General features: G+C 56.4%; 26 protein-coding genes. 12 read left to right on the top strand and 14 right to left on the bottom strand.

What is annotated here, in order from left to right; all coding sequences use genetic code 11:
- Nucleotides 1-222: 222 nt before the first annotated feature.
- Nucleotides 223-1,125, bottom strand: a complete 903-nt coding sequence (locus ACREAY_RS00255; RefSeq protein ID WP_431753749.1) for a PfkB family carbohydrate kinase — start codon at nt 1,123-1,125, stop codon at nt 223-225.
- A 585-nt stretch (nt 1,126-1,710) separates the two neighbouring features.
- Here ACREAY_RS00255 and ACREAY_RS00250 point away from each other — a divergent pair.
- From ACREAY_RS00250 to ACREAY_RS00240, 3 genes are read left to right on the top strand one after another with little or no spacing between them, the layout of a single operon-like run.
- Complete coding sequence (locus ACREAY_RS00250; RefSeq protein WP_431753748.1) at nt 1,711-1,959, top strand: hypothetical protein; 249 nt, start codon at nt 1,711-1,713, stop codon at nt 1,957-1,959.
- A gap of 49 nt (nt 1,960-2,008) precedes the next feature.
- Nucleotides 2,009-2,587 carry a UbiX family flavin prenyltransferase gene (locus ACREAY_RS00245; protein WP_431753747.1) on the top strand — a complete coding sequence of 193 codons (579 nt, stop codon included), beginning with the start codon at nt 2,009-2,011 and terminating at the stop codon, nt 2,585-2,587.
- 60 nt (nt 2,588-2,647) lie between these two features.
- Nucleotides 2,648-3,106 (top strand): Hsp20/alpha crystallin family protein, encoded by a 459-nt coding sequence (locus ACREAY_RS00240; RefSeq protein WP_431753746.1) that lies wholly within the window; start codon nt 2,648-2,650, stop codon nt 3,104-3,106.
- Here ACREAY_RS00240 and ACREAY_RS00235 read toward each other — a convergent pair.
- The 6 genes from ACREAY_RS00235 to ACREAY_RS00210 are packed head-to-tail and all read right to left on the bottom strand — an operon-like array spanning nt 3,103 to nt 6,300.
- The gene (locus tag ACREAY_RS00235) at nt 3,103-3,693 is read right to left on the bottom strand and encodes a KH domain-containing protein (protein ID WP_431753745.1); all 591 of its coding nucleotides are present in this window, start codon (nt 3,691-3,693) and stop codon (nt 3,103-3,105) included. The two genes, ACREAY_RS00240 and ACREAY_RS00235, sit on opposite strands and share 4 nt — an antisense overlap.
- On the bottom strand, nt 3,690-4,580 hold the full coding sequence (locus tag ACREAY_RS00230; protein ID WP_431753744.1) for a serine protein kinase RIO: 891 nt from the start codon (nt 4,578-4,580) through the stop codon (nt 3,690-3,692). Before ACREAY_RS00230 ends, ACREAY_RS00235 begins: the two co-directional genes overlap by 4 nt.
- Nucleotides 4,581-4,590: 10 nt before the next feature.
- Nucleotides 4,591-4,893: a DUF424 domain-containing protein gene (locus tag ACREAY_RS00225; RefSeq protein ID WP_431753743.1), complete on the bottom strand. Its 303-nt coding sequence runs from the start codon at nt 4,891-4,893 to the stop codon at nt 4,591-4,593.
- A gap of 45 nt (nt 4,894-4,938) precedes the next feature.
- Nucleotides 4,939-5,208: a hypothetical protein gene (locus ACREAY_RS00220; protein WP_431753742.1), complete on the bottom strand. Its 270-nt coding sequence runs from the start codon at nt 5,206-5,208 to the stop codon at nt 4,939-4,941.
- The gene (locus ACREAY_RS00215) at nt 5,198-5,446 is read right to left on the bottom strand and encodes a hypothetical protein (protein WP_431753741.1); all 249 of its coding nucleotides are present in this window, start codon (nt 5,444-5,446) and stop codon (nt 5,198-5,200) included. The genes ACREAY_RS00220 and ACREAY_RS00215 overlap by 11 nt, the downstream gene beginning before the upstream one ends.
- 41 nt (nt 5,447-5,487) lie before the next feature.
- Entirely contained in the window at nt 5,488-6,300 is an 813-nt protein-coding gene (locus ACREAY_RS00210; protein ID WP_431753740.1) for a ferredoxin--NADP reductase, read from the bottom strand.
- 36 nt (nt 6,301-6,336) lie between these two features.
- On the opposite strand from ACREAY_RS00210, the gene ACREAY_RS00205 reads away from it, so the two are divergent.
- The gene (locus tag ACREAY_RS00205) at nt 6,337-6,882 is read left to right on the top strand and encodes a hypothetical protein (protein ID WP_431753739.1); all 546 of its coding nucleotides are present in this window, start codon (nt 6,337-6,339) and stop codon (nt 6,880-6,882) included.
- Here the strand turns inward: ACREAY_RS00205 and ACREAY_RS00200 are convergent.
- Nucleotides 6,875-8,044 carry a tRNA (guanine-N1)-methyltransferase gene (locus ACREAY_RS00200; RefSeq protein WP_431753738.1) on the bottom strand — a complete coding sequence of 390 codons (1,170 nt, stop codon included), beginning with the start codon at nt 8,042-8,044 and terminating at the stop codon, nt 6,875-6,877. The two genes, ACREAY_RS00205 and ACREAY_RS00200, sit on opposite strands and share 8 nt — an antisense overlap.
- A 99-nt stretch (nt 8,045-8,143) precedes the next feature.
- Nucleotides 8,144-8,554 carry a hypothetical protein gene (locus ACREAY_RS00195; RefSeq protein WP_431753737.1) on the bottom strand — a complete coding sequence of 137 codons (411 nt, stop codon included), beginning with the start codon at nt 8,552-8,554 and terminating at the stop codon, nt 8,144-8,146.
- Between the two features lie 135 nt (nt 8,555-8,689).
- Between ACREAY_RS00195 and rnhB the strand changes: the two genes are divergently transcribed.
- On the top strand, nt 8,690-9,334 hold the full coding sequence (gene rnhB / locus ACREAY_RS00190) for a ribonuclease HII (protein WP_431753736.1): 645 nt from the start codon (nt 8,690-8,692) through the stop codon (nt 9,332-9,334).
- On the opposite strand, the gene ACREAY_RS00185 is transcribed toward rnhB, so the two are convergent.
- Both ACREAY_RS00185 and ACREAY_RS00180 read right to left on the bottom strand, forming a co-directional pair.
- Nucleotides 9,327-9,992 (bottom strand): fibrillarin-like rRNA/tRNA 2'-O-methyltransferase, encoded by a 666-nt coding sequence (locus tag ACREAY_RS00185; RefSeq protein ID WP_431753735.1) that lies wholly within the window; start codon nt 9,990-9,992, stop codon nt 9,327-9,329. The two genes, rnhB and ACREAY_RS00185, sit on opposite strands and share 8 nt — an antisense overlap.
- Nucleotides 9,973-11,694 carry an NOP5/NOP56 family protein gene (locus ACREAY_RS00180; RefSeq protein ID WP_431753734.1) on the bottom strand — a complete coding sequence of 574 codons (1,722 nt, stop codon included), beginning with the start codon at nt 11,692-11,694 and terminating at the stop codon, nt 9,973-9,975. Before ACREAY_RS00180 ends, ACREAY_RS00185 begins: the two co-directional genes overlap by 20 nt.
- Before the next feature lie 95 nt (nt 11,695-11,789).
- On the opposite strand from ACREAY_RS00180, the gene ACREAY_RS00175 reads away from it, so the two are divergent.
- From ACREAY_RS00175 to ACREAY_RS00155, 5 genes are all read left to right on the top strand, one after another.
- Nucleotides 11,790-12,086, top strand: coding sequence for a hypothetical protein (locus ACREAY_RS00175; RefSeq protein ID WP_431753733.1), 297 nt, complete (start codon nt 11,790-11,792; stop codon nt 12,084-12,086).
- A gap of 35 nt (nt 12,087-12,121) precedes the next feature.
- Entirely contained in the window at nt 12,122-12,709 is a 588-nt protein-coding gene (locus tag ACREAY_RS00170; RefSeq protein ID WP_431753732.1) for a signal peptidase I, read from the top strand.
- The gene (locus ACREAY_RS00165) at nt 12,706-13,122 is read left to right on the top strand and encodes a secondary thiamine-phosphate synthase enzyme YjbQ (protein ID WP_431753731.1); all 417 of its coding nucleotides are present in this window, start codon (nt 12,706-12,708) and stop codon (nt 13,120-13,122) included. Before ACREAY_RS00170 ends, ACREAY_RS00165 begins: the two co-directional genes overlap by 4 nt.
- Nucleotides 13,123-13,193: 71 nt before the next feature.
- Entirely contained in the window at nt 13,194-13,757 is a 564-nt protein-coding gene (locus ACREAY_RS00160) for a TATA-box-binding protein (protein WP_431753730.1), read from the top strand.
- Between the two features lie 163 nt (nt 13,758-13,920).
- Nucleotides 13,921-14,805: a LemA family protein gene (locus ACREAY_RS00155; protein ID WP_431753729.1), complete on the top strand. Its 885-nt coding sequence runs from the start codon at nt 13,921-13,923 to the stop codon at nt 14,803-14,805.
- On the opposite strand, the gene pyrE is transcribed toward ACREAY_RS00155, so the two are convergent.
- Nucleotides 14,802-15,419, bottom strand: coding sequence for an orotate phosphoribosyltransferase (gene pyrE, locus ACREAY_RS00150; RefSeq protein ID WP_431753728.1), 618 nt, complete (start codon nt 15,417-15,419; stop codon nt 14,802-14,804). The genes ACREAY_RS00155 and pyrE overlap by 4 nt on opposite strands.
- A gap of 46 nt (nt 15,420-15,465) precedes the next feature.
- Here pyrE and ACREAY_RS00145 point away from each other — a divergent pair, with 46 nt between their 5' ends.
- Complete coding sequence (locus ACREAY_RS00145; RefSeq protein ID WP_431753727.1) at nt 15,466-16,581, top strand: hypothetical protein; 1,116 nt, start codon at nt 15,466-15,468, stop codon at nt 16,579-16,581.
- Here ACREAY_RS00145 and ACREAY_RS00140 read toward each other — a convergent pair.
- Complete coding sequence (locus ACREAY_RS00140; RefSeq protein ID WP_431753726.1) at nt 16,565-17,722, bottom strand: site-2 protease family protein; 1,158 nt, start codon at nt 17,720-17,722, stop codon at nt 16,565-16,567. The two genes, ACREAY_RS00145 and ACREAY_RS00140, sit on opposite strands and share 17 nt — an antisense overlap.
- A gap of 90 nt (nt 17,723-17,812) precedes the next feature.
- On the opposite strand from ACREAY_RS00140, the gene rimI reads away from it, so the two are divergent.
- Nucleotides 17,813-18,310 (top strand): ribosomal protein S18-alanine N-acetyltransferase, encoded by a 498-nt coding sequence (rimI, locus tag ACREAY_RS00135; RefSeq protein ID WP_431753725.1) that lies wholly within the window; start codon nt 17,813-17,815, stop codon nt 18,308-18,310.
- Here rimI and ACREAY_RS00130 read toward each other — a convergent pair.
- A complete protein-coding gene (locus ACREAY_RS00130) occupies nt 18,288-18,470 on the bottom strand; it encodes a hypothetical protein (protein WP_431753724.1) in 183 nt (60 codons plus the stop codon). The genes rimI and ACREAY_RS00130 overlap by 23 nt on opposite strands.
- Nucleotides 18,471-18,485: the final 15 nt, after the last annotated feature.

Here is an 18,485-nt window from a genome sequence, read left to right as displayed (position 1 = left end):
GAAAGGAATTGGGAAAAGTCTTGATCCCTCATTTTGCAAAGTAACATGAAAACGACTCTCGGAATGGGATGCTTTTGGTGTTCAGAGGATATATTCAGGCGCACCTAAGGGGTTCCGCGCAAGCCCGGAATTTCGCAGGTTCTACAAGCTAGTAAGCCGTTCTTTAACGACATACAGGAGATGCAGCGCTACGGGCTGACCCGCGTCAGAGGAGGAAAATAATCAAAACTGCACCAGGCTGCGGTACTTTTCATAGCGCGCCTTGACGTCGCCCTTGGTTATCGCAAGCAGGCGCTTTACCCCAAAGTCCTCGACTGCAAACGAGCCCATGACGTTGCCGCATATGACGGCCTCCTTCATCGTGCCAAAGTCGGCTTTTCCCTTGCGCGCAATGTGGCCGAGGAACCCGCCGGCAAACGAGTCGCCTGCGCCAGTCGGGTCGGCTATGTCGTCCAGAAAGAACGCAACAGCTGGGAACACCCGCTCCTCGCTGTCGAAAAGGACGGCGCCGTGCTCCCCCTTCTTTATTATCGCAAATCTCGGCCCAAGCGACATTATCTTTTTCGCGCACTTTGCAATGTTGACCTCGTCGCACAGCAACCTCGCCTCGCTATCATTTATCACGACGCCGTCCGTCTCGCTCATCATCCTGACAACGTCGTCGCGTGCAGTCTGGATCCAGTATTCAATCGTGTCGCACACCGTCAGTTTCGGCGCATCAAAAAGTTTCAGTATCTTTAGGTTCTGTTTTGGGTCGTTGTTTGCAAGGTAGACGTATTCCGACTTGGCATAATCATCCGGTATTACAGGGTTGAAATCGGCGATGACGTTCAGCTCTGTCTTTAAAGTCGTCCTGTTTGACAGGTTGTAATCAAAAGACGAGTCGTAGTGAAAGGTCTTGCCCCCCCTGACTGCGACGATGCCCTTTGTGTCGATGCCTTTTTTCTTTAGCGCGGCAATGTTGGCAGGCGGCATGTCGTCGCCGATGGCAGCGACCATCGCCGTTTTTGTAAAGGTGCCTGCGGCAAGCGACGCAAAGGTCGCGGCGCCTCCCAGTATGCGCTCCTCAATGCGGAACGGCGTGCGGGTGGTGTCAAGGGCCATCGTGCCAAAGACGGTAAGCAACGGGTGCCGGTGCCGGGCGCGTGCAAATAAACGCTTTCTTGCATAAAGATTGAAGGATTTACTGGATCAGGGCTTGACGCTTTGCATGCGACGATTGCCGCCCCGCACCCATCTCAAGACGAACGAAAGAAGGCTTGCAAGTAAAAGTAAATGACGCTAACAAGGGCACCGTCGACAGTGGTCATGAGGTATGGCAGGCCTGAATAAATCAAGGGCATGACTGAAAAGACCCATATCAGCCAGCAGGGACAAAAGCGAAAAGTATCATATAATGCGGGCTTTTGGATGCCTGTTCCTTCGCATCCCCCGCCTTGGCAGGTGAAAGCATAGCGTCGAATATCGCCGCCATAAGAGACAAGGATTAGCAGCCCTGTCAATACGGCACTCAGCAAGCTGGGCTTGAAAAAATCTATGGCTGCACGCTTGCTCACAAGGCAAATTATGGCGCGACTGCCCCAAATACTTTCAGCTCTAGCAAGCTACAGGTGGAAAAGGCCATACGATCCACAGGTGTTAGCCGTCTGATAAACCCTCAAATGTTTGAGCCCGTCTGATTAGGCGGGGAGGCAAAAGTCATTGGTTGACTTGTCGCAGTTTAGATTCAGGCTAAAAAATTCCCACCTGCTGCCTGCCAATGAGCTGAGCCGCAGGATTACAATCGAGCTGGCGTACATGGCCAAGGCCGATTCGATTGCGGAAAAAAGGGTGCTGCAGGCCCTTGACGATTATAGCGTGCTGACATTCGACCTTCTGCTATTGGTAACCCAGCTGTCCGAAAGCGCCCTTGGCACAGCGCTTGAAGAACTGAAATTCAAGCAGCTGGTAGAGTGGTAAGCCATTACCGGCACTATAATTAAATAACAAATCCTGCAACCGGCCATTATTGAGGCTGATAATCGCCATCACCGGGGCCTCCGGCGTCATCTACGGCATCAGGGCGCTTGAAGCCCTGAAAGAGCTAAGGATAGAGACGCACCTTATTATGAGCCAGTGGGGCGAAAAGACCATTAAAATCGAGACTGACAGGACCGGCGATTACGTCCGGTCGCTTGCCACCCGCGTCTACGACGAGGGCAACATGGCCGCGCCGGTTTCTTCCGGCTCGTTCAAGATAGACGGCATGGCAGTCATACCCTGCAGCATGAAGACCCTGGCGAGCATCGCAAACGGTCTCGACGACGCGCTCGTATCGAGGGCCGCGGGCGTCTGCATCAAGGAGCACAGAAAAGTGGTCGTGGTTCCGAGGGAGGCGCCATTATCAAAGATTCACCTTGAAAACATGAGCAAGCTCGCCGGCGTGCCAAACGTCGTCATCATGCCGGCCATGCCGGGCTTTTACCATCGCCCAAAGACTATGGACGACCTGATAAACCACGTCGTGGGCAAGGTGCTCGACCAGTTTGGCATAGAGCACGACCTTTTCAAGAGATGGGGCGGCGACAACGGGACCAAGTCGTTCTGAGACAACATCTATAAGGTTTTAATAATCTCGTCGCGGTAGTAACATTGGTGCAAGAGCGAATTGGCTAGGTACAAAAAGACGTATTCCAGCCGATCGGTAAACTTTGTCGTCCCGCTCTTGGCCATGATGTTTGTCGGCGGCCTGTACGTCCTTGCCTCAAGGACGTCGCAGAACGGAGCGAGCTTTATCCTGGTGACTGTCGCAGCCGGCCTTGCGATATACTGGGTGCGCGAGCTCTACAAGATGACCAGGCCGGAAGGGCAGAAAAAGATGCCAAGGGAACAGGAGCAAAAGGACTGGGTCTACGACCTGATAAAGAACAACGACAGCATGGTGTTTGTCGCAGAGGTGCCCGGCCCCGAAGACCAGATAAACGTCCGGCTGCTGGCAGGCATGCTAAAGATAAAGGGCGGCCAGAACTTTGCCCGTGACGTGCAGCTGGACGCGGCGTCAGAGATGGGCATATCCGACTACAAGTACAGAAACGGCGTGCTGACGATAAAGATACAGAAGGTCTAGTCCTCTTCCCTTTCCATGTTGGCCGTGTTGCTGTCTTCCCACAGGCGCATCTTGTCCATCTTTTCGCGCCTGCGCGCCTCCTGCAGCATGTTGTAGACGCTCTTGTGCATGCTGCCCTTGCACAGCATGGTGATGGCGTCAGTCGCAAGCTTGATCTCGTGGTAGGCGCCGATTATCCCCACCGTGTGGCCGTACACAGATATGGACGCGCCGGTCAGGTCCTCTATCGTCCGGCGCGACTTGCCGGCCTCCCCTATTATCCTGCCCTTTACCCTCTCTAGCGCGCTGGGCGACTTGCCGGCGTAATCGCGCAAGTCGATCTGCTGGAAAGCCTCTTCGCCTTCCATCAGACGCATCGCGCGCTGGGGCGAAAACCCCCGGCCTATGGCCGATATTATCTCGATTGCCTTGAATATCTCCATCTGCTCTACCGGCTTGTCGCCGGTTATCAGGGCGTCGCCATTTTCGCTGTCTATCTCTATGGCGACCCCGCAGCGCTTCTCGATGTCCTGCTTTACCTTTCCGGACTTGCCTATCAGTGCGCCTATCCTTTCCCTTGGAATCTTGACGTTGTGTGCGAAACTCATTTTGATCCCGTTATTTTTTTTATTAGCAGGTCCGTGTCGATGACATCGATTCCACGCTTTGTAAAGAACCTGTTGATATTTTCAACGTCGCGGACTAAAAACTGTTTTGAATGCGGGTGCCGGATGTCGACTGCGGATCCAAAGTCAAGCAGCATTATCTCGCCCCTGGGGTTCTTGAAGACGTTGTATTCCGACAGGTCGGCATGCACCAGGTTTGCCTTTTGGTACAGCATAGTCAGCTGGTTGACGGTTTCGCGGTAGTCATCTGCCGTCACTTCCAGGTTTTCCAGCTGCTCTGCAAGCCGGCCCTGGTCGTCGCCTATAAACTCCATCACGAGCACGTTCTTTTCCACCGCAAAGGGCGCAGGCACCCTGATGCCGGCATTGTGCGCCGCTTTCAGGTTCTTGAACTCTTTACGCGCCCACGCCGCGATGAAACTCCTCGTGTCTTTTTTTATCTCGGTAAAGCGCGGGTCGCCGGCGATGTACTGCATCCTTTTCTTGAACTCGGCGCTCACGGTCAGGTAGATCTTGACTGCCAGCGGCGAGCCGTCAGGCCCCTCAGCGATAAAGACCTTGGATTCCTTGCCGGCGGCAAAGTGGCTCTGGAGCGACTTTATTGTTCCATGGTTTATCATCTTTTGTATCACCATCATTGTGGGCTTGTCAAAAACCTCTTCGATGACCTGGTAGTCTTCAGAGCTCTTTTTCAGAAAGCGGTTCTCCCGCTCGTGGCGCTTGTAGCGCCTGTCGGCCTTGTCCATCTGCCGGTTGTCATTATTGTTGTCATCATTGTCATCATTATTATCATCATTGTCATTATTGTTGTCATCATTATTATTGTCATCATCGTGCTCGCCGGCCACTTCTTCCTCTTCTATCGGCACCATCATCACCTCAATTGTTCTGGAACTTGAATATCATGAGAAAAGGCACGCCTGATATCTTTTTGACGCTCGCTTCCTTGGCCAGCTTCATCTCTATGGCCTGGCCCACGATTATCTTGCCCACGAGGTTGGCTATCGCGCACCGGGCCAAGAGCTCGCCGGCCTGCGACGTCTCGATGACCTGCTGCTGGTAATACTCTTTTGTAAGGTTGATGACAAGCCCGTTCTGCTCCAGCTTGCGGCCTACGAGGTCAAGGTCGCAAATGTCGATCATGAGGGATCCCTGGTACGGGGTGGTCCTTGCAGCGTACACTGCGCTGTATTGTCAGAAGAGTGTAATGAGGATTGCTGTATGGTGTCAGGCTTGCAGGTCCTTGACCTCCATGCGCTCCACCCTGTGGACCGGGATCAGGACCCGGCGCACTATAGAATTGGCCTTTTCGTCTCTGTAGAACGTTATAGTCACAAACTCGGACACGACCTGGACGTTGATGGTCTCGCAGACTTCGGGATCCTTGGCCGCGTCAAATTCTTCAAGGGTTGCCGACGCGCCGCCTATCTGCGTATAGCGCACGACCACGTCGTGCACCTGCTGGCCGTGGAATTTTATCGTCTTTTTATTTGCCATATCCAGACTCGTCTGTCATGGAAGAGTGCTCTGCTATCGCCTTTGCCACTTCTTTTTTGTTGGCAGGGTCGACCATTATTTCGCCGTCTTTTGTCGTCCTGTGAAGAGTCATCGAGGCAATTTTTGACGGCTCCTTTACCCTGTCGGAGGGCGCGCCTGCGTTCTTTTTTATTCCCTTGGCCCAGACCGCGACGTCAGGCGTGTCTGTTATGTCCATTATGCCGGCTTCGTCTGCCATGCACAATTATCCGGGGCATGATATTAAACAGCTTCTCGGCATCACTGCCCGTACGTCTCTATCTTTACGTCAAACGAGCCGTCCTTGCGCTTGTTGCGGTTGCTGACAAACCCGAGCGGCTGCAGTATCGATATTACGCTGTCGATGGTGCCCTGGTAGCCACATATGTAAAAGAAAGAGTTGTCAGGCGACACCTTGTAGCCAAGCGCCCTTTCAAGCTCGGACGCGCCGCCGTTTGGCACCAGCAGCGACTCGACCCTCCCGGTATGGCCCGCCCAGCCCTGCGACTCGGGCTCGTTTGGCCTGCTGACGGTCGGCAGGTAAATGATGTTGTCCATCTTTTGGAAGAGGTCGCGGTAGCCCAGCTCCTTTACGTTGCGCGCGCCGTGCAGCAAGGCTATCCTTCTCTTTGAGCCGGTGGCTTGCAGGTGCAGGGCATAGGCGACAAAAGGCGCGAGGCCCGTCCCCGACGCGACGAGCACCAGCGCCCTTTCGTCAGGCATGCCGTCCGGCCTTTTTTCTTCTAAGGTGAACGCGCCGGCAGGCTTGCGCCAGTACAGCTGGTCGCCTTGCTTCATGTTGAACAGTGCCGTCGTGAACTTGCCGGGCACCGGCTCTGTCGCCCATTTAATGTACAGCTCGAAATACTGCTTTTGCTCCGGAGGCGAGGCAAGCGAGTAGGCGCGGTTTGTGATTTTTTCTTCGCCTTCCAGCTGCAGCCCAAGCGTGATGAACTGGCCCGGCTTGAAGTCAGGGACCAGGCTCCCGTCGGAGGGCTGGATGCGGATTATGGAAAGGTCCGGCGTGATGTCGTGCCTGTAGATTATCTTGCCTGTGGCGGGCTGCGCGCTCATTGATAAAATCATGAGGCAAACGCGGTATATTTTGATATGCTTTTTATTGGACATCTCTCAAACAACCACACACACAAGTTGGCAAGCAAGAAAGGCATCGTGATAACCGCCGCCATAGTGGCCGGCATAATTGCCGCAAGCGCCATGATATGGGCCATCCCGCAGGGCAACACCACGGCGGCAAACATCACCGACGACGACTTTTCCTCAGAAGAGATTGCCAACCATCCTGCCGACAACCTTTCATTTGTCTATACCGAACACAATTTTATCGTCACCGAGCTAGAGTCAAATTTTGAAAACTGGCTGGACGATGTCATCGACTCTGAACAGATGCAAGACGGGATAATTGATGCAAGTGCCAGGGCGCAAGAACTGCGCAGCAGGCTCGTCCAGCCGCCGCAGGAATGGCAGGCAAGTTATTCTCTGTACGAACAGGCGCTTGACAAGTTTGACGAATACCTGCAAGAGATGGAAACCCTGGTGGATTCCGAAGAAAGGGAGCCAAGCCCCGAGCTGGAAGACATCAAGGCGGAAATGGACAGCCTGATAGAGCAGTCGATTGACTCGTTCCCTACCTGAGCGCTGCGAGCACCTGGTCTATTCTAGCGTCGGTCTTGAAGGCGCCGGGATTCAGCGACGCCTTTGACGTGCGATAGCCTGCGGCTCGCAACTTTTCGATTACAGCCGTTATAGAGTGCGGGTTTGTCTTTAGCATGGACGATATCTCGTCGCCCTTGAAGTAGTAGGGGATTTCTATTTCGTCGACGGCCGCGTCAAGCACCTTTTTGCATTTGGGGTCGGTTGCCCCTTCTGACATTTTGGCGACAAAGTCACGGTCATGAAGCAGGCCGGTCCACAGCTGGCCGCCGATCCTCATCCTGTGCTGGCAGAGGGCGCATTTTGCGCTGCCGTCGTATTCGCCTGCAGACATCCGGTGGCCGCAGTTAAAGCAGTGCATCACGTAGCCGATGTTGCTATAGACGTCGTTTGCCTGCCCCGAGTTCACCGCCACCGTCGCGTAGACCCGCAGGTAGGTCATCGTGGCGTGGGAAAAAATCGGCTTTATCGCAAGTTCCAGCCTTGACGCCGTAAGCGCTATCAGCGACGCCAGCAGTCGTATCGCCACTTCGTTGCCATAGCTGTTGTTGAGAGGCATGCCGTAATAGCGCCGGCGGCACACCTCCGGGTAGACGCCGTGCAGCACCGCGGTGTCGGTGGCCGTTATCGATATCAGGCCGTCGTCAAGGACGGCGCGCAGCACGCAGTCGATGTGTTTTGCCGGCGTGCCGAACGGGTCGAGGTCGATTATCCCGAAACGCTCGCCTTCCCTGTCGCCCTGCATCAGGAACTTGCATACCTCGTTTATCGAGAAATTGCACCTGCCAGAGACGGAATTCAGCTCTGCCGACTGCTTTGCCGCCTCTATCGCAGTGGGGTTCACGTCGTTGCAGTACACCTGATCTATCTCTGGCACCTCTGCCGCCACCCGGAGCGCGCGGGCGCCTACCCCTCCAAAGCCGTCGGCAAACGTCTTTTCATCTAGCCGCGGCGCATAGGCGCGGTACGCAAGCACAGACAGGTCGCGGTTCAGTTTTGCCGCGGGGTTGAAAAAGGCGGGGACCTTGGGCGGCACCCTTTCGGTGAGCGACAGCTCGGGCACGAGAAGCTTGGTCTGCCCCTCCACCGTCTGCGTAAACCCTTCCATGCCGGAGGCAGGTGGGATGCCGTATTTATTGTGCACAAATGCGGCAGGGCCACATCAGGGATTGAGGGCAGGGCGCCGCTGGATGACTGGATGATAAAGGTAACAGGCGGATAACGCTGATGCAGCGTGCCCATGTCAGGTGTTTGGCACATACTGCATCTTTACTGCGTCGAACTTGACCTGCGGATACACCTGCGCCACTATTTTTCCCACATATTCTTTGTCCAAACTGTCATAGTATGCGTGGACTAGCTCTTCAAGCAAAATCACCATTACTTCTCTTTCATCATGATGAAGATCCATCCTGGCAAGATTGTACACGATCATGTCACGCCAATATTCTGCTATCTTTTCTTGGGCGGTGAGGTTGATTTTCAGCACGTCTCTGACAAAGAAAACAGCTATCGGCTTGGGCTTGACCGTTGGGGCTAAAAGATTCGTTGCTTTTATGAATAAAGCCTCGTATCTTGCTGAAACACTTGCATCCGCAGATAGGGATAGCGTGCCTCGCAATTCCGGCGCAATGGCCCAATCAAGCTTTGCCACCTGCGCAATTTAGGGCAAGCGGAATTTAACCCTATCAACCGGATTTTGACAGCCAGAAAGAAAGGGCGGATAAACCTGATCATTACCGCAAAGCGCAATCTCTAAAAGCTACCGGCATTTTCACATAGACAGCTTATGCTTGTTGGCGGGGTTGACGAGGCGGGGCGCGGTTCCATCATCGGCCCGCTGGTCGTCGCCGGCGTCAGCGTCCGCGAATCCAAAATCGCGAAACTGAAAGAGATGGGCGTCAAGGACTCTAAATTGCTGACGGCGCAGGCCCGCGAAAGGCTGTACGGCGAGATAATCAGCCTGTCAGAGCACCACCACATCCACGTAATAAAGTCGACAGAGGTCGATGCAAACGTCCTGCTAAAAGGCCTGAACAGGCTTGAGGCAAAGGCGATGGCCCACGTCATCAGCCACATTAACGCAAAGGAGGTGTTCGTCGACTGCTGCGACACAAACACCGGCAGGTACCGCGACTATATCGCAAGCCACCTTGAAACCGTCCCGACGATCCACTCGCTGCACCACGCCGACAGGATAAACGTCGTCGTGTCTGCGGCTTCGATACTGGCAAAGATAACGCGCGACGCGGAAATAAAAAAGATCAGAAAGCGCCACCGCGACATCGGCTCAGGCTACCCGTCTGACGAGCGCACGATGCTCTTTATCAAAGACTGGGTCGGCAGGAAAAAGTGCCCGCCGGCGTTTGCAAGAAAGTCGTGGAAGCCGCTGCGGCTGATGCTCGAAGAGCTGGAGCAGCGCACGCTCATTTGAAACAGTAGATCATTCCGTGGTCCTTGTCAAAGGGCTCCAGTTTCAATATCTGCTCTATCGTAAAGCCGGCCTTTTCCAGCTTTTTGGCCTCCTGCGCTATCACCGCGTTTGGGTCTCTAGTCACGTCGATGCTCTGCGTCTTTACCAGAAGGAGCATGATTCCCCCGGGCTTCAAGTACGCGTTGCAGTTTGCGATTGCAATGTCGGTCTGGTCGGGCTGCGCAATGTCGCAATAGACCACGTCGACCTTGCCAAACACCGAGAAATACGACTGCGGGCGCCTCGCGTCTTCAAGTACCGGCACGACGTTTTTGCGCTTTGAGGCGACGTTTTCTATCAGGTCCCTTGCGACCCGGGTCGCAGGCTCGACTGCAAAGACGATGCCGCTGTTGCCGACAATGTCAGAGACGTGGCTCACGGTGGTTCCGGTTGACGCGCCGAGGTACAGTACCTTGGTGCCGTTCTGTATAGGCATTTTTTTCAGCCCTTTTTTCAGCGAGCCGGCAAGCTTGCTCCGAAACGGGTCCCACAGCCGGTATTCCTCGCCGTCGTACTTGACCAGCTTTTCCCCGTAGACGTTGTTGCCGGGGACGAGGTTCAGAGTCGCGGCGTGCTTTTCTCCGGCGACTGATATCCACCTAATACCGTCGTTTTCCAAAGCGCTTTCTGTCCCTTCCCGGCTCGCTCTTTGGGCCGCCAGAGCTGCTACCGCCGCTGCTAGAGCTGCCAGTGTCGCCACCGCCGCCCTCGCGCCTTTCGCGGCCATATCCTCCTCCGCCGCGCCTGTCGCGGCTGCCGCCGTATCCACCGCCACCGGAATTACTGCTATCGCCAGCGTTGCTTTCACGCCTGTCTCTGCCATATCCGCCGCCAGAGCTGCCACTATCCCTTGCACTGTCGTCGCGCCTGTATCCGCCGCTGCCGGAACTGCTACCGTCCCGGGCGTTGTCGTCGCGCCTGTCGCGGCCATAGCCTCCACCGCCGCCACCGGAGCTGCTGCCTCTATCACCAAAGCTGGCGTCTCGCCTGTCGCGGCTGCCGCCGCCAAACCTTTCGCCTCCGCCGCGCCTGTCGCGGCCACCGCCGTAGCGCCTTCCACCGCCGCCACCGAATCTTCCTCCGCCTCCGCCGCGCCTGTCGCGGCCATATCCTCCTCCGCCCCTTCTGCCTTCGCGGCGCTCGTGCTCCCTGTATTTCTGGTCGCGCTCTTTTTCTGACACCGGCTCCTTGTACTTTTCGCGGATTTCATCAAGCCGGGTCTTTAGTTTCTCTGAAATCGCCGTGTCCTTGCCCTCGTGGCGGTAGTAGTCGATCCTTGCGGCAATTGCCACCTTTGACGCGATGGCCCTCGCTATCTTGCCCCGCTGCCACTTTGGCGCCGCATGGATGACTGGATGCTGGAATAGTATGCCGTGCTTTGGCGGCCGGGCGCCCGTCTTTAGCGCCCGAAACAGCGCCTTTTCTGCGCCAAGGACCTGGATGGTGCTTGCCGGCAGCATTGCCAGCCTTGCCAGGCTGCCTGCCTTGGCAAGAATCCTTGCGCCAACGGTTGCAGTTAGCAGTTCCTTGACGTTTGGGGCGACCGTTTCCATCGCCGCTTCAATGTGATCGGAAAGGACGCGGCGCAGGTCGGATTGCAGTATGACCTGGTCTGCCAGTTTCTTTACAATTGCAAGGTTTTCCGGCGTCATGTCGCCTCCCCTGCTGCGCTTTGCCGCGTCCAAGATTATCTCGACTTTTTTGTCCTGCATGCCAGAGCTCTCCAGGATTTCGCGGGTTATCTTGTCCCTAGAGCCGGCGCGGGCGATTATCTCTGCCTGCGCCACCTGGCTCTGGAGCATGTTGTCAAGCTCTGGAAAGTGCAGGCCGTACCATTCGCGCATTCTCGTGCTTATGGTGTTGATTATCTTGTCCAGCTCGTCAAGCCCGTTTATCGACTGGACGATGTGCAGATCCAGCTTCTCCGACGCCTCTTTTACGCGCGAAGACGAAAGCTCTATCGCAAAGTCGCGCAGCGCCTGCATGGCGTCAGTCGCGCTTGCGGCAAAGCCGGCCTTTACTATATAGTCGGGCTTGGCCCCCTGGATCTCTTGCTGCTTTTCTTCGGCCATCAGCTGCGTGTCAAGGCCTGCCTGGCGCAGGACTATTGCAAGGCTGGCGTCATTTACAGATATGGTATCGTATGAGCGTAATTTTTCCACAAACTGCCTGATCTCGTCAGAGGTAGAGCCGCTTTTCAGCAGGCGGTACGAGCGGAGCGCGCTCTCAAATTTCTTTGAAGCGGCGACGCTGCCTGCGCTGTCAAACGCGGCCACGCCAAGCTCGAGCAGGACCACGGAACAACTGTTGCTGCCTGACATCAGAGAATTGCTATATCAAGCCATTAAAAAAGTTAGGGTTCTGCCAGGCCCGGGTTGCAGAAAAAACATCAAATACCCGTGCCATGTTGCCTGCCATGATGGGCCTCGAAGCAGTGGACAGAAAAGAGCTTGAGGCCTTGATAAAGGCGGCAGGCAAGGACCCAAAGGTGCCCATCGGGCTTGCGCGCAAGATGATGCCCCGTCAGGGCGACATTGAAGAGTTTGCCTACGGCCTCATCTCCGGCATGGTAGTCGGCAACTTTATGGCGTCGTTTGAAAACAAGAACGGCAGGCTCCCCGACAGGGACGAGACTGCCGAAATACTGTCGATAATGATGAACAGGATGCCCCTCCTGCGCAAGTCGATAATGAAGCAGCTCGACATGCGCTAAAGGTTTATCTAACGAACGGGCCGAAGAAAGCCACGTTGGAAAAGCCCAGGTCCAAGATGCCTGTAGCCGTGCGCGACATCGTCATCGTGGTCGCAGGCGTCGCAATAGTGTGGCTTGGGCTCAGGCTAGCTTTTGACACCAATAACCCGTTCTATATTGTTTCAAGCGGCAGCATGATCCCGACGCTTGAGGTAAACGACATACTCATGGTGAGGAACGGCGGATCGTGGGACGACCTGAAGGTTGGAGACATCATTGTATTCAACAGGCCTGATGGCGAGGACAGGGTCATCGTGCACCGCGTGATAGAGATAGACGAGCGGGGCGACGGCGAGCGCATCGTCAGGACCAAGGGCGACGCAAACCCGGCGTCGATACCGGGCACAGACTATCCCATCAGGGAAGACAACTATATCGGCCGCGTCGTTTACGTCATGCAGGGCGCCGGCATCATAGCCAAGGTAATCAGCCCGCCGGTCAACTATATCATCATCGCGGTAATCCTCGTGATACTCTTTTTCACAAAGATGGGCAAGAAAAAGGGCGGGCCGCCGGCATCTCAGTCTGATCAGCCGCCGACAGGCCAGCAATCGCCACCGCCGCCTCCGCCGCCGTCAGTATGAAGTCCAGGACTGCCTACCTTACTTTTGACACGCAAGAGCGCCACGCATACGTCAACATCACCCCGCAGGTAAGAGAGGTCGTGCAAGAGAGCGGGGTAAAGGAGGGCATCGTGCTCGTCAACGCGATGCACATCTCGGCCAGCGTGTTCATCAACGACGACGAAGGCGGGCTCCACCAGGACTTTCAGCGGTGGCTGGAGGGACTGGCGCCGTATTCGCCGGAATCATACCTGCACAACAGGACTGGCGAGGACAACGCGGACGCCCACCTGAAAAGGCAGGTGATGGGCAGGGAAGTGACGGTCGCGATAACAAACGGCAAGCTGGATTTCGGCCCGTGGGAGCAGATATTCTACGGCGAGTTTGACGGCCGGCGGCCAAAGAGGGTGCTGGTCAAGGTAATAGGCGAGTAACTGCAAAAAACACCCGAATAAGTTGAAATATCTAAAGCACGTATATATACTAGCCCTTTATAAAGGCAGGTATGCCGCAGACCAAGCCCATCGTCAGCATCGAAAACGTGGTTGCGTCCGCCACCGTGAACCAGACGGTCAACCTGAATCTGATTACGCAGATTTTCCCGGATGTGGAATATCATCCTGACCAGTTCCCCGGCCTGGTCTTTAGGCTGAGGTCGCCCAAGACTGCCACACTTATCTTTAGCTCCGGCAAGATGGTCTGCACCGGCGCAAAATCGGAAAAGATGGCAATCCAGGCCGTGAAAAATGTTGTTTTAAAGCTGAAAAAAGGCGGCATCCCGCTAGAGCACGATCCACAAATAGAGATACAGAACATCGTCGCGTCTGCAAGCCTCGGCGGCAAGATCCACCTCGAACTGGCGGCAAGGGTGCTGCCAAGGAGCATGTACGAGCCGGAGCAGTTCCCGGGCCTCATCCACAGGATGCTTGACCCAAAGACTGTCATACTGCTCTTTGCGTCCGGCAAGCTGGTGTGCACGGGCGCCAAGAAGGAGAGCGAGGTGTACCGCGCAGTCCACAACCTGCACACGCTTCTTGAAGAAAAGAACCTGATGATCTACGAAGGCTAAAAGACACATACGCTGATGCGCGCAGCATTGACAGATGGGCTTTCACGCAGTGCTGTGGGTCATAATCGGGGCCATGGCGGAGGTATCTGGCCCCGTCACACTTTTGATGAACTCGCAATATTCCGGAAGGATTATTAGCATTTCTAAATCCAGAAACACCTGCGTGACCCGGCCCATTTTCTATTTTCTTGCAGCCCTGGCGCTAGTATCGGCTGCGCCGGCTTTTGCCCAGAATTCCGAGGTCCGCCGGACCTACATCTTTGACAATGCGGGCGTGATTTCGGCAGGGCAGGAAGAGGTAATCCACTCGTACCTCAGAGGGCTAGACAGGGCGACCACAAACGAGATCGTCATTTACACCATACCAAGTTTCGAGGGGCACGGCATCAAGAGAGACGGCGTCGAGATCCAGGACCGCGACATGCTTGCCAACTATATCTACAACGAGGTGACACTGGACGGGATAAAGGGCATCGGCAAGGAGGGCAAGGACAACGGCGTGCTCGTGCTGATGTCGCTGGAACGCGACTCTGGCGGCGGGTCGCTCCGCATCGAAGTCGGCAGGGGGCTTGAAGGCGACGTCAACGTGCAGCTGCAGCGCCGGTACGACCTGATACCCAACATAGTCAGCGTGGCGCAGACCCACCTTGAATTCGAAAGGAGCGTCCTTGAGAACGTGACGCGGCTCAGGACCGACTGGCAGCGCGCGCCGACGGTGAACGACCGCGTAGAGACGAGCAACCAGATAGAAGAGGCGCTCAGCAAGATTTTGGTAACATACGAGCAGTACCCCAACCTGAAAGCAGACATTACGCTGAGAAGGGTGATGGACGAGCTTGCAGGCACTGAAAACCGCATCGCGGTATCAAGGACCTACTACAACGAAGGCGTCAGGGACTTTAACGTCCACCTGCGCACGTTCCCAAACAACACCTTCAACCAGAGCGGGTTCCTGGGGCTCGGCCCGTGGGGGCTGCAGCCGTACACGCCATTTGAGGCGACGGCAGCTGCGCAGGCCACAGTCCCGCAGGTAAACATCCAGCCCTAGTCGGTTTCGTATTCCCGGGTAGAGACTTGCCTCATCACGGCGCCGAGGGTGGCGTCGTCTACCAGGCCGGACTTGTGGAGCGTGCTCACGATGTCCTGTATCGTTATGACGGCGGTGAGCCGGACGCCCATCTCTTTCAGCTTTTCCTCGGCGCCTTCCATCCGGCTCAGGACGGCGACCACGTCGTCGACCACGCCCCCGTTTGCGCGTATGACGTCTATTGCCTTGCTGACTGACGTGCCGGTCGTAGCCACGTCGTCAATCACTAGGACCTTGGAGCCGGAAGGCAGGTGGCCCTCCACGAGCTTGCTCGTGCCATAACCCTTGGACTCTTTTCTGACGTAGACAAAAGGCTTGGACGCCTCGTAAGCCAGTGCCGAGCCGAACACGAGGCCGGAGGTCGGGACGGAGGCTAGCGTGTCAAACTTTAGCTTTGCAATGGCGCCCTTGAGTGCGTTTATCGTAAGCTTGAAATGCTGCGGAAAGCTGGGCAGCATGCGCAGGTCTATGTAGTAGGGGCTCGGCTTGCCGGAGGCAAGCGTAAAAGCTCCGAACCTCAGCGCGTTGCTCTTGAGCAGGAACGATGCAAACTCGAGCGGAAAGTCCGATGCCAAACAGTATAAAGTATAATACTCAATTATTTTATCTTTTATTGCATACATGCCAGAGATATGGCTTCGCTACGGCACCACGGACGTAGTGCTTGACATCAGGTTTGAAAACCTCGCAAGCCAGGTCTCGTCAAACTTTCCGGCCATGCCCGACGACCAGGCCAGAGAGGCGCTTGGCGGCGTGCCGGTCACCGACAACATGCTGCTGGTCGCGCTGTCGTCTTCAAGGGCGGCTGCCAAGGCAGTCAGCCAGATAGCCGCCAGGGCCCCTTCAGTCACGGTGGACGTGCCGGGGCGGCTTGCCGGCTCCCTGCGGTCTGGCCTTGCCGCGTTTACAGACCCGCAGGCGGCGCCTGTTTCGATCAACCGCATCGACTACCAGTCGCTTGAGGAGCGGTGCAAAAAATTCCAGAGCACGGTGATAGTTTCGCAGGTCGGGTACGACCCTCTGTTTGGGTTTGCCGGGGCGCCCACGGCGCTGGTGCGGGCGCTCTATCCAGAAAAAATGGCAGAGGCGTTTGGCGCCCGGCGCGGCAACGTGCCGGAGCCCGGCGTCGAGGGCGCGCCGCTAAAGGTAGCAACTGCCGCGGTGGAGGGCTTGCAGGCGACGTCGGTAGAGCTGGTAGCAAACAGCACCGGCATCGCCGGCGTCCACACGGGGACGGTGAGCGGCGCCTTTGCAGGCGCGCTCCAGCAGTTAAGGTCCATGCCGGCGGCAGAGGCCGAGCAGGTGCGCTCGGCGGTAATCAGCGCAAGCAGCGAGTCCGGGCCGCACGCGACGCTTGCAGGCGCGCTCAATTCGCTCTGGAACTGCGCGCACGCGGTCAAGGAGGGCGGGACGGCCGTGCTGCTGGCAGAATGCCGCGAAGGCATAGGCGGTGGCGCGCTGCAGGCGCTGATGGAAGGCAGGCTAAAGCAGGAGCAGGTCGCGCTGTCGCCGTACGTCGAGGGGCTTGAGCACCTGCTGTACATCCAGGAATTAAAGACAAAGCGCGAGCTTGGCATAGTGTCGAGCCTGCCCAACTATTATGCGGCCAAGCTGGGCTTTTCCACCTATGCGGGGGTCAAGGACGCGTTTGAAAAGATGCTGGCCAAGCACGGCAAGGGGCACAAGTCGCTCGTGGTGTCAGACGCCGACATTGCGCTTGTCAAAACAGCGGGCTGAGAGCCTCGTCGGGGAGCGGGGCGCACAGCACCGCCAGCGCAATCGCGACCCAGAAGAGCGCCTTGCGTTTTTTTGAGAGTGGCGACACGTCGTCAAGCGGCGTGCTCTCGGGCGCCCTCATGGCTATGATGAGCACCAGAAACGCCATCGGGTAAAAGCCGAGGCCGAACAGGACCCCTATGCTGCTGTAGGTGAGTATGCGGTGCCACCTCACGCCGAGCGCGGACCTGACGATGTGCCCGCCGTCCAGCTGCGCGGCAGGCATGAGGTTGAGGAACGTTATGAAAAAGCCCACCCATGCCGCAAAGAGCACGGGCGACATTATCAGGACCGAGTCGCTGCTGGCGGCGTCCTGGCCCGCCAGCTGCAAAGTCGCCGTCATCAGTATGCTGCTGCGCAGGGGCATCAGGCCCCCGATGTCCTGCGCCTGGTCGTCAGGTATGATGACAGATATAGAAGCGCCATACACTGACACTACCATAGTGACTATCAGGCCGGCTATGGGGCCGGAGATGCCAACGTCAAAGAGCACGTTGCGGTTGGTCATGGCGCTGCGCGTCACTATCATCGCTCCAAACGTCGGGATGAAAAATCCCGGGATGCCGGGGATAAAGTATGGCCACGAAGTCCTTATCCCGTGCCACTTGTTTGCTATCATGTGCCCCATCTCGTGAACGCCCAGTATCCCGAGGAGCGACATCGTGTAGACGACTGCAAGCAGGATTGGGTCCTGCACGAACAGGCGCGTAAAGTCCGAGCCGGATTTGTAGAGGCCGTCGATAAACACCACAGTCAGGGTAGCCAGGAAGAGGATTACAGGAATCGACGTGAGGTACTTGCTGCGCGGCCTGGCGCTCTGGATCTTGGATACCGTGATCACGACCCTGTTTTCCACGGTCAGGTTGGCTGACGAAAGCGTCGGCATCAGCCTGGAACTGTACCGGGCGCGCTTGGCAGTGGCTATCATGCCCTCCTTGGCAAGCTCTCTCAACAACTTGGGAAAAGTAGAGTAGATTTCATTCTCGGCTATGAGAAAGCGCACGGCGTCCCCCGTCGGGTGCCTCTGCGTGTCGAGTATGGTGTAAAACGAAGACACCGCCGGCACTGCCCGGGAATAGCCGCCGTTGACGAATACCGCCACCGCAATTCATTGGCAACAATCGAATTAAAAGCTTGTTCCGAGTTCCTCGTCCTTAAGGTTTTTTAATGCCGTTTCTGAATTACTGCCAGTTTGCAGACAGCGCTGCGCAAGGTTGGCGACTATATCATACGCCGGTGCGAGGACAGGGACCTGCCGGCCGTAGTCGACATCAACATGGCCGCGCTGCCAGAGCACTACTCTGACTACTTTTTCGAGTCGATACTGCACGAGCTGCCGGAGGCGTTCATCGTCGCCGAGATAGACGACAGGATAGTGGGCTATATCATGTGCAAGCTGGAATTTGGCTTTTCGAACTTTCGCAAGCTGGGCTTTGTGAAAAAAGGCCATGTCGTATCGGTAGCCGTGCTTGACGACCACCGCGGCAAGGGCCTCGGCAAGGCGCTGATGCTCGAGGGCATAAACGGCGTGCTGCAAAGAAAGGCCGACGAGATCTACCTCGAGGTCAGGGCCAGCAACACCGGCGCGATAAAAATGTACGAAAAGCTGAAATTTGACACAAAGTCGCGCCTGCGCTCGTACTACAGGGACGGCGAGGACGCCTACCTCATGGCGCTCGAGTTGAACTGAGAAGAGAGGCCGCAGTCACGCAGTCGACGTGGACCCTGTCGTCCGGCAGATAGCCGCACTCGGGACATATGACGCTGAGGGCGCGCCCGCACAGGTCGCAGTCGGCATGTTCTGCCATCTCGGCCCCGCACCTTCTGCACATGGTCTCCGGCATGGGCATTATTGCCCGCTAAAT

The organism is Nitrososphaera sp., assembly GCF_050748925.1.
Classification (GTDB): Archaea; Thermoproteota; Nitrososphaeria; order Nitrososphaerales; family Nitrososphaeraceae; genus Nitrososphaera.
This window is presented reverse-complemented; position numbering and strand designations above follow the sequence as displayed.